Source organism: Streptomyces sp. NPDC026417, assembly GCF_055567695.1.
Genome location: NZ_JBVHPY010000052.1, coordinates 3,136 through 12,574, shown reverse-complemented (window position 1 = coordinate 12,574; position 9,439 = coordinate 3,136). Strand labels below are relative to the sequence as shown.

Sequence of the window (9,439 nt, the reverse complement as noted above, 5' to 3'; positions counted from 1 at the left end):
GCGATCTCCCACAGCCCGTCCGGAACAATCCAACTCCACGTACCCCGCCCCATAACCAAGTCCAACGACCCAGCCCCACATAGGACACGGTCTAATGCACAGGTACGGCCGACATCGAGGGCCGCTCCTGTACCTGATAGCAACTCTTCACCCAGTCCCTGTCTTCTGTCCGAGACCCGGATGGGAGGCAGGGACTGCCTGCTATCAACCGCTGCGGGGATTGCGTGCCATGTCAGACATCGCCGTGAGGCGATGTTGACCCTGTTTCATAGGTGGTCGCTAATTAAGCGCCCCTCTCTGGCGCCAACAGAGCGTCGACGCCGGCGCCCGCAGCGTGTCCTTGCCTGGACGGCTGGGCAGGGCCGATGTCACGTCGAGGGCGCGGTCTTCGGCAGCATGACCACGATCTCGTTGAGGATCGCGTTGAGGCGGATGGGCTCGGGGAGGTCGTCCATGCTGATGCGCGGGACGGCGCGGCCGATCGGCCGGTGCATTACGTCGTCGGCGATGTCCTTGAAGGCCGCGAGCTTCTGCGCGTGCGTCTTGTCGTTGCGCTTCATGCTGAACACGTGCTGGGCCGCCACGTGCTTGAAGTCCGTGTGTCCGAAGACCGGCGGGATGTGATCCAGAATCGAGCGGATCATGGCGGCACAGGCGTACGGGTTCCCAACGGCGTAGGCGCCGTTCAGGCCCTGGCACAGGGCGATGAGCTTGTGCACCTTCCACCCGGTCGTCGCGGCCGCTGTCTCCAGCTCGGCCAGAAGGCCAGCATCGATGTAGGGCGACCGCTCGGGCTCGGCGGCCATCGGCGCCGCGACGGCGATGGCCGGGCCGTACTGGGCAGCCGCCGCCACCACGATCTCGCAGGTCTTCTCGATGTACCCCTCTACGCTCTGCACCCTGCGGTACTGGAGCACGCTGCGGGTGACCTCCCGCTCCCAGGCGCGGCCGCCGGTGTGCACGCCTCCGGTAGTGATGGTCGGTTCGTTGGAGAGCAGGTCGGGCAGCACGTCGAAGAACCAGACGGGAAGGTCGGGGAGGGCTTCCTCCAACTCCTTGGAGCGCAAGATGATGGTGGGGACCTGGTCGAAGTGCATGGGCCTGCTGGTGTACAGGTGGATCATGTGCTGGAGGGCTCGCACGAACTGCTCCCCGACCGGCCGGACCTTGGGCACGACCAGGGAGGCCGCCACGGTCAGGCGCACCCGGTCATTCCCGTCGATGGGAGCGCGCATGGGAAGGGTGAACCCGTAGCCAGCGCCGAACGGGGTCTGGGTGCCTACGCGCGGCAGCGAGTGGAAGAGGGCGTCGGCGTCCTCGCCACGCATGTCGAAGTAGTGCTGCACGTTGGCCCACAGCGGCCATTCACCCCGGGCGAGCCACGGCGCGGCGATGACCTCGAGGAGGTTGTGCTGGTCCGGCGTGAGCTCGGCGTCGAAGAGCGTGTCCAAGGAAACCTCTGGTGCAAAGCGAGGGATGGCGAGCGACCATGAGGACCGCCCGTGTCCGACGGCGCGTCAGATGGCCCATATTATCGGCGCGGAGCGGCATCACCTCCGTGTAATTTCCCTTACATAGGGCTAGTTCGAAGAGGTGTACGTGACCGACTCCGCTGAGGTCGACGTGGTCGACGCCGAGCTCGTCGACGAGGAGGCGGAGGGGGCGCTGCTGCCCCTCCCTGCGTCGAGCGGCGCCCCGGGCGCTCGTGGACCGGCCCACGCTGCTGCCCCGGAGGCCTCGGTCCCGACGGCGACGGACCTGCCGGTGTACACGAGGCCGACTTCCGGATCTAGCAGGAGACGGCCGACCTGATCGACGGGGCGCCGCCCGGCACTCGGGCGCTGCGTGCAACGGGCGTCACCCTCGGACGGTGCAGTGCTCAACGGGTAGGCGGCCCGTTGGGGTTGCGTTGTGCGTGGCGCTCGGCGTCCAGTCGTGCGTGTTGGGCGGTGTATCCGCTGTCGCAGTGCGGACGGCAGTACTGCCCGGCGGGGGCGTGGCAGGACGCGCACGGGTCCTGGAAGTCCTCGGAGGGGCGCCACGGGCGGGGTTGCTGGTTCGGGGTCGCGCTCATGGCTGGCTCTCCCTGGGTGTGAGGGCTGGGTGGCCGGGCCGGCCGGGCTGATGGGCGCTCGGGTGCGTGTTGGGTGTTGGCGGCGGGCGGTCATAAGGTGCAGGTTCCGGTGCGGGGGCGGTGTGCGTATTGGTCATCTGTGAGATAACCCCTGAGCTGCGGTTTTACGGCCAGTCGTGCTCTCGGCGGGGCGGTAGTGGGAAGGTCCGCCGGGGGCCCATGCGTACGCAGCGTTCGCAGTAGGCCGTGACGCGGTTGGCCGTGCACTCGCCCCACTGGCACTCGAAGTGCTCGCGGGGCCCGCAGATCAGGCACCGCCACAGCGTGATCCCGTGCAGCTCGCACGGCTTGTAGCGCTTGCCCGCGGGCAGCAACTCCAGGGCGGGGCGGGGGCGTTCGAGGCGGGAGACATCGGCGGCCGGGAACGACTCGTCGCCGTCGCGTATCCAGCGGGGCGACAGCTGGGCGTACCGCTCGGGCGTGGTTGTAGTACGGCTTCCCGGCCGGGCTGAACACCATGGCCAGATGTCCGCAGGAGATCAGGGTCTCCAGCCGGTCATGGCTGAACTCACCGCTCAGGCTGAGCATTTCGTCCTGGCGCAGGCTCCAGGCGTACCCGTACCGGCGAAGTATCCGGCGCTCGGTGGCGGCCGGGCCCGTCTGGGCGGCGTCGAGCTCCTCGACGGCCTCGATCGCGGCCGTCGGGTTGGCGGTCAGCTCGCGTACCGCGTCCTCGGCGGCCGTGGCGGTGGGATGGCTGCCAAGGGTGTATCCGTGGAGCTGGTCCACGACGTGGTGGCGTCCGTCGTGCTCGGTGGCGGCGTACCGGGCGGGCCGTTGCGGCTGGGTGCGGCGTCGGGGCATGGTGGCGGAACTCCATCTACGCAAGGGGCGGGAGGTGGCGGCGGAGGCCGGCCGGGCGGCGGTCACCTCCTGGGCAGCGGCCTGTATGCGGAGAAGACGTAGTGGCCCAGCGCGCGCAACATGGCGGCGATCCCCTCCACGGCCGCGGGGTCGTGGTCGGCCTGGCGGGTGTACGCCTCGATCTCGCTGTTCCAGGCGAACCCCTGGGCGGCAAGCGACTGTTCGGTGACGGGCGTGCGGTCGTCAGAGGACTCGGGGGCGGCGACGAGTCCGTGGGCGGGGTCGGGTACGACGAGAAACACCGGGGCTTCCTTCCATGTGGGCCGCCCGGGCGGGCGGCCCACGGGGCCGGGGGGGGGATGGGTGGTCAGCGGGTGACGGTGACGGTGTAGTCGGCGTCCAGGACGGCAAGCGCGGCACGGGTGGACGCGCGGGTCTCCGCGCTCGGAACCGAGAACGGGAAGTCCAGGGCGAGCACCGCGTCGTCCAGGTCGTCGTCGGTTATCGGCAGCGTGTATCCGCTGCGGTAGAGGGCGAGCGCGGTCGCGGTGGCGACACGAACGCGGTTGTAGGCGATGGCTTCCCCGGCCGTGACGTCGGTGCCCAGTGCTTCGCGCGCGGTGGGCGGCAGTTCCGCAATTCCGGCGGCGAACCGGCGGCCGGGAATGCGGATACGTGCCGGTCGCAGGGCGCGGCGCAGTGTTCGAAGCATGGCAACTCCTCAGGCTGGAAGGGGGAGGGGGCGTCACGTGGTGAAAGGAGCGGGGGAGGCGGCGGCCAACGACCTATCACTAATAATAGTGTAATTTGAAGGTGTGTGAACCTACCCTTGACCTGCTAAAACGTCACGACTCGCCCTGGGCGACGGCCGGGCCAGTAAGAGAGATCAGGGCTGGGGGCGTGAGCATCTGTTCCAGTCGATTACAGGCGAGACCTTGGGCATGGCGACTCCCTGAGCTGAAGCGTGGGGAGGTTGACGCGCGCTGAGACGTGCGGGCATGTGCGCTTCATCCCTTGGTGAACGCGGCCAGCATGGCGACGATGGCCTGAGGGCGGCCGGCCGCCTCGACGCTGACTCTTTCTCCGGACGGTCCGACGTACACGCACACGCTGTCGTTCTGAACGGCGCCCACGTGGCCGTCGGTGGGGCAGGGGCGTTGCCAGACCACCCGTGTGGTGCGGGAGTTCTCCTCGATGCGCGCGCCGGGGAGGGTGTCGGCCACGGCCTGGGCAACGGCACGGCGGTTGCGGGCCTCGGCCTCCTTTCGGGCGGCGAGTTCCGTTGCGCGCTGCGAGGCTTCGGCGTGTAACGGGTACAGACGCCGTGCGATCTCGCGGGCGACGTGCCGAGCGCCTGTCGCTGTGACACCGATCCGCGGAGTCAGAACATCGGAATCGTCCGGGACCGCCGCGTAGACCTTGAGGCGGGTGGGCTGGCTGTAGTCGTGCTGGCGCAGGCTCAGTGCGCGCCCCGCGTCATCGATGATGACGCGGGACAGCATGTGATCATGCTCGGGGGAGGGGGCGGTGCGGCAGTGCGTGCCCAGCTCCGCGGCGACCTCGTCGGCGAACGCGGCAAACTGCTCCTGAGTGCTCAACTGCGATGCCATGGGGCGGTGTTCACTCCTTTCGGCTCGCTGCGGCGGGCGGTGCGGGACCTCGCGTGTCCCTTACGGGCCTGGATGATGGCGCGGCATGCGCGTGCAGCGGCGAGGGACAGGCTGAAGAAGACGCCGCCGGCGAGCGCATCGACGGCCAGGACCGCGGTCACGAGCCTGCTCCCCGCTGCTGGTTGCGGATGAGCGCGGCGATCGCGGGTGCCGACAGGATGTCGCTGCAGTGGAAAGCGTCGGTGCATGCGGCCTGCCACAGGCACGCCGGCCGGGAGGGGGTGATTTGGTTGCTTGTGGCGGGGGTGATGGTCCAGGAGCGGCCGTGTGCGTCGGTGACGGTGTAGGTGAGCAGCTCGGGGCGGTCCTGGTTGCCGTTGCCCTGCCAGGTGAGGCCGGCGGCGGTGAGGGCGTTGGTCAATTGGGCGCAGCGCGCGGGGGTGATGTGGGTGAACGTGGCCACGACGTGGGCGCTCCCTCGCTTCAAAGTAATAATAGTTCGTGTTAATTTGGTGTGAGCCCCTCTGAGCTGCAACTCACTCCTGCGAGCCTGGGGAGAGGTCGGCAACCAAGACCGTGGCGTTGTCGGCGTAGCTGCTGGCGTGCTCGATGGCGGCGTTGACGAAGGTGTTGGCCGCGCGCCTGGCGCTCCCGTCGAGGTAGTGGGCGAGGTTGCGGGCGGAGTCCTCCAGGGGCTCGTACGCGCCGTCGCTGGCGAGCAGCAGGCGGGATGCCTCCGCGGGGGCGGTGGCGGACTCGATCGCCGCGTGTCCGTACCGGTCCCTGCACTGGTCGTCGGAGTCGGCGGCTCCCAGGTAGGACGTCACGACGTTGCGGTTGCCGTTGAAGACGCGCCGTTTGTTGTGGTCGGCGGTGAGGCGCCGGAGGGTGCCGTCGGGGGTGAGGGCGTAGGCGCGGACGTCGCCGCACCATGCGACGGTGAGCGGGTTGCCGGGGACGGCTACAGCGGCGGCGGCGCACGCGTTGGGCAGTTCCGCAAACGGGCTGTGGCGCGCGGGGTCGGCGGCGTACCGGTCGTAGACGGCGCGGAGGCCGGCCTCGGCGTCGCCGCGCCGTGCGGCGGCGTGGGCGATGCGGCGGGCGGCGGTGCGGGTCCATGCCATTACCTCGTTGCTGGAGCCGATTCCGTCGCACAGCACGTACGCGCGGGTTCCGTTGTGGGTGTAGGTGGCGGTGGCGTCGCACTGGTGTGAGCGGTCGCCGATGTTCTGGGCGATTGCGTGGGGCATGGAAGCTCTCCTAGGGCCGCTGTCGAGGCTGTGTTCAGCAGGGTGCGCTGCTTCAGGGGGCGAGTGTCCAGGTCCAGTTGCGGTATCCGATGGGGTAGAGGCCGTCCCCACCCGGAGTGACGATATGGGTGACCTCCACGGGGTCGCCGTCGAAGTGCTGCCACGTGATGAGCACGACGACCACCCTGGGCACACCTTGGCGGGTGCCGCCGTCCAGAACGTGCACAGTGTCGACGTCGGCGTAGTCGCACTCGGATGCCATCTCCTGGCTGCGGGCGGCGATCTCGCGGACGGTGTCGAGAGTGAAGCGCGGCCGAAGGAAGTCGCGGTCGGCGGGGTCGATCTTCGCTTCGAAGGGCCCGAAGCTGTCGTCAATCCACACACGGCGGTTGGCCACAGTGTTCCTCTCAGTAGGGGGCCGGAAAGGAGCTGATTTCCATTGCGTTCGCTGTGCTGTCGGCATCAAGGTGCGGGAGGGGGCGGGGGGTTACCCCCTCCCGCATCATCAATAATAGTATGCTTTCTCGGTGTGTGAACCCCTCTCCGAGCTGCGCATTTACGGGTGTGCGCCCGGTGACGAGTCCAGAACCGCGCGCTTCGCTTGATGCTGGACGGCGCCAGCAGAGGGCGGTTCGTGGTCTCGGTAGTCGGACACGACCACGTATCCGCCCGGCACGGTGTCGAGCCGGAGCTCAGGGCCCCAGTCCTCGGCTACGCGGCGTGGGACGCGCTCGATGTCGTCGACTTCGACCTGTGCGGCCCAGCCGGTCACGTGGTGACCGAACTGCCGCTGCCAATTCCGCAGGATGGGAAAGAGCTGTCCGCAGTCGTCCACCAGGGCGGAGGCGCGGGCCCGGCCAGGCGGTGGGCACTCGGCGTACGTGGGGGTGTCGGGGTCGGTTCGCTCTCCGAGGGTCATGAGCCAGCGCATCATGCGTTCTCCATCCGTACGGTGGTCGGCGTGCCGGCCTTCGGTCGGCTGACAGTGCGCCTCGTGCGCTGCTGGGCGAGCAGCGAGGCGGCTTCGGCCTCGGCGTTGCGGGCGCGGTCGTATTCGCTGGCGGCCTCAGTGAGGCAGTAGGGGCCGAGCCACGCCTGGACGTCGGCGTCTCGGGCCAGTGATCCGTCCCGGTTGGCGAGCATGAGCAGTAGGACGGGGTGGGGCTGGGCGGTGAACCAGCGTGCGACGGTCCACCAGGCGGACACGGCCGTGCGCAGGGCGGGCCGGGCGGCGCGGGCTCGGCCTTCCAGACGGGCGGCGGCGTTGCGGTGGTAGTGGGCCGACCAGGTGAGGAACCGCAGCAGGGCGGGGGTGTCACGCTCGCGGGCGGCGGTGCAGATCTGGGGGAAGTCGGCGCGTAGCTCCACGTGTTCGGCGCACGCGCGCAGTACGGCGGTGAGCGTCTCCGTAGTCCTGGGTGATGGCTGGTGTCCGGTGGCGGACTCCATCGGACATACGGACACCTGGGGGCGGTCGGCGGGCGCGTCACGGTAGAGGGTGAGACTGCCGTGGTAGCCGGTGCGGCTGCGGGCGAGCCGCGGGAGTTGCTCGTCCGGCGCGGTGGCCTGGAAGGCGTTGACGGGGCCGAGGCAGGCGCGGACGGCGGTGAACTGGTTCCAGTTCCGCACGTGGTGCGTTGCTGTGACGTGGACGCATCCGCGCACCGCTCCGCTCAGGTCGAACACGACGGCGTCGTGCTCACGGGGCCGGGCGGTGGCGTGCACGGTGCCGGCGGGCGTCTTGACGCTCAACGTCGGGCTCATGGGCGGCTGCTCCTGGTGGTCGACGCGGGGTGTAGGACGGAGGTCGTGTCTCCCCACGCCCGGCGAAGGGGAGCGGCGGGGGTGGGGGAGACAGCGGGGCCAGTGGCGTGCTGGCCTGGGGGCCGTGCGCCCTCCCCTCGGGGGAGGTCGGGGAGGGCGCACGGGGTTGGTGGGCGGTTACGCCTGCGGGGGTGTGTAGTTCCAGGAGGTGCAGCCGGTGCCGTCGGTTCGCGAGCGGGGCCACAGGCGGACAAGGTCGTGTTCGGCATACGGGTACCGGCATTCACCGCATGGCGGGCCCCAGTCGTCGGGCTCTTGGGCCGGTTCGGCGGTGTAGATCTCCGGACGGCTCCAGGGAAGCCGCCGGGGTCGAACCTGACGGATGTGTCGGGCATGAGGTGGGCCCATCCGGCGGGCCACCCGACTACGGGTGTGCGGAGGCATCGGGCGATAGCGTCGCGGACTGCGCGGCCTCGCCATACCTGGGTGACGCCGTTGGGTGCGGTGACGCGGTAGGCGGGCGCTGCGACCTGTTCGTCTGGCCGGTTGATCAGGATGCCGGACGTCCGGTCGGGGACGAAGGTGGTGGTGGAGTGGTTGCGGGTCTGGCGGTAGCGGATGACTCCGTCGTCCGTGATCGTCGCCTCGCTGGACAGCCAGAAGTTGAGGTTGCCGCGTAGGAAGTTGTCCAGCCCCCGGCCGTCTGTTTGGTGGCCGAACCCTGCGGTGCGGGCGGGGTAGTTGCCTGCCCGGCCTGCCTGTTGGGTGTAGCGGGCGTGGATGTCGGCGGCGTCCAAGTGGAGGTAGGGGCCCTCGATGCCCGATGCGGGGATGCGGTGGGCGATGATCCGGGTTCCGGGCAGCGGCTGCCGTGCGGAGACGTCGACCGGGCCCGCGGTGTTGGCCTGCGGGTCAGGCACGGTCGTTCCCCTCGGCGTTGGTGGACGGATCCGGGAGGGCGGGGGCGGTGTAGATGTCGCGGTCCTTGGCGCTGGTGCCGGGGCAGGTGATGAGCGCGATCTCCAGGGTGGTGGTGTCCACGGGGTGCAGCCATCCGTCCCGGACGGTCCAGCCGCAGGTGCGGGGGCGCGGCTCGGCGTCGGTGGTGGCGATGAGGGTGGCGCCGGTGACGGTGCTGCCCTCCAGCGCGAACACGAGGAACACGGCGAGCGTGTAGAAGTCGTCGGCGCCGAGAATGCCGCTGAGCTGGGTGTCCGCTGTTGGTGAGAACGCGACGCTCTGCGTGGTCCGTCCGCAGAATTGCGATGTCCAGCGTGCGTTCACCGGGCCCGATGGCCTCGAACACGGCGGCCAACGCGTCCAGGGTGCGCTCCATGGCGGCCTCGGTCGCGTCCTTGTCCGGCTGGATGAATCCGGGCTGTGCGGGCATGGCAGATCGCTCCTTGGCGAAAGGTGGTCAGCAAAAGGCCGGCGGGGACCGTGCGGGAACGGCGGTGGGGCGGTGGGCGGTACGCCGCGCCGCGTCCGCGCGCACGCTTCTTGGGCGCGGGCTCTGCCCCGAGGACAGGAGCGCCGGGGGCGGTGCGAGCGCTACGCGCTTCGGCATGCGGGGCCGTGCGGGCCGGGCCGGGGAGTTTCCCGGCCCACACGGGGCTGGCTACCGCGTACGGCGTTTCGAGAGAAGGGACCGTGTGGGCCGGGCGGGGGTCCCGACCCACACGGAGATTTGCGGGGGGCAGTGTGGCGCTGCCAAGTGCACCCGTGCTCTGTCCTGGGCCCGGGGGGGGGGGGGGGGGGGGGGGGGGGGGGGGGGGGGGGGGCGAGGGGGGGGAGGGGGGGGGGGGGGGGGGGGGGGGGCCTGGGGGCGGGGTCATAACTCACTAACCAGAACCCCCCCCCCCCCACCCGACCTGCTT

12 protein-coding genes are annotated in these 9,439 nt (G+C 69.9%); 1 reads left to right on the top strand and 11 read right to left on the bottom strand.

Annotated elements, in window-relative coordinates; translation table 11 throughout:
• Positions 1-368: 368 nt before the first annotated feature.
• A complete protein-coding gene (locus ACZ4NT_RS37500; RefSeq protein WP_467729845.1) occupies positions 369-1,451 on the bottom strand; it encodes a hypothetical protein in 1,083 nt (360 codons plus the stop codon).
• Between the two features lie 148 nt (positions 1,452-1,599).
• Here ACZ4NT_RS37500 and ACZ4NT_RS37495 point away from each other — a divergent pair, with 148 nt between their 5' ends.
• Positions 1,600-1,812 (top strand): hypothetical protein, encoded by a 213-nt coding sequence (locus ACZ4NT_RS37495; RefSeq protein ID WP_467729843.1) that lies wholly within the window; start codon positions 1,600-1,602, stop codon positions 1,810-1,812.
• A 67-nt stretch (positions 1,813-1,879) separates the two neighbouring features.
• Here the strand turns inward: ACZ4NT_RS37495 and ACZ4NT_RS37490 are convergent, their stop codons facing one another.
• The 10 genes from ACZ4NT_RS37490 to ACZ4NT_RS37445 all read right to left on the bottom strand — a co-directional run bounded on the left by ACZ4NT_RS37490 (position 1,880) and on the right by ACZ4NT_RS37445 (position 8,846).
• Positions 1,880-2,074 (bottom strand): hypothetical protein, encoded by a 195-nt coding sequence (locus tag ACZ4NT_RS37490; RefSeq protein WP_467729841.1) that lies wholly within the window; start codon positions 2,072-2,074, stop codon positions 1,880-1,882.
• A 926-nt stretch (positions 2,075-3,000) separates the two neighbouring features.
• Entirely contained in the window at positions 3,001-3,240 is a 240-nt protein-coding gene (locus tag ACZ4NT_RS37485; protein ID WP_467729839.1) for a hypothetical protein, read from the bottom strand.
• Positions 3,241-3,305: 65 nt separating this feature from the next.
• Entirely contained in the window at positions 3,306-3,650 is a 345-nt protein-coding gene (locus ACZ4NT_RS37480) for a hypothetical protein (RefSeq protein ID WP_467729837.1), read from the bottom strand.
• A gap of 295 nt (positions 3,651-3,945) precedes the next feature.
• A complete protein-coding gene (locus ACZ4NT_RS37475) occupies positions 3,946-4,548 on the bottom strand; it encodes a hypothetical protein (protein WP_467729835.1) in 603 nt (200 codons plus the stop codon).
• 157 nt (positions 4,549-4,705) lie between these two features.
• Entirely contained in the window at positions 4,706-5,011 is a 306-nt protein-coding gene (locus ACZ4NT_RS37470; RefSeq protein ID WP_467729833.1) for a hypothetical protein, read from the bottom strand.
• 73 nt (positions 5,012-5,084) lie between these two features.
• A complete protein-coding gene (locus tag ACZ4NT_RS37465) occupies positions 5,085-5,798 on the bottom strand; it encodes a PP2C family protein-serine/threonine phosphatase (RefSeq protein WP_467729831.1) in 714 nt (237 codons plus the stop codon).
• Between the two features lie 52 nt (positions 5,799-5,850).
• Entirely contained in the window at positions 5,851-6,195 is a 345-nt protein-coding gene (locus tag ACZ4NT_RS37460) for a hypothetical protein (RefSeq protein ID WP_467729829.1), read from the bottom strand.
• A 159-nt stretch (positions 6,196-6,354) separates the two neighbouring features.
• Complete coding sequence (locus ACZ4NT_RS37455) at positions 6,355-6,732, bottom strand: hypothetical protein (protein WP_467729827.1); 378 nt, start codon at positions 6,730-6,732, stop codon at positions 6,355-6,357.
• Positions 6,729-7,562, bottom strand: coding sequence for a hypothetical protein (locus tag ACZ4NT_RS37450; protein ID WP_467729825.1), 834 nt, complete (start codon positions 7,560-7,562; stop codon positions 6,729-6,731). The genes ACZ4NT_RS37455 and ACZ4NT_RS37450 overlap by 4 nt, the downstream gene beginning before the upstream one ends.
• 912 nt (positions 7,563-8,474) lie before the next feature.
• The gene (locus ACZ4NT_RS37445) at positions 8,475-8,846 is read right to left on the bottom strand and encodes a hypothetical protein (RefSeq protein ID WP_467729823.1); all 372 of its coding nucleotides are present in this window, start codon (positions 8,844-8,846) and stop codon (positions 8,475-8,477) included.
• Positions 8,847-9,439 lie beyond the last annotated feature (593 nt).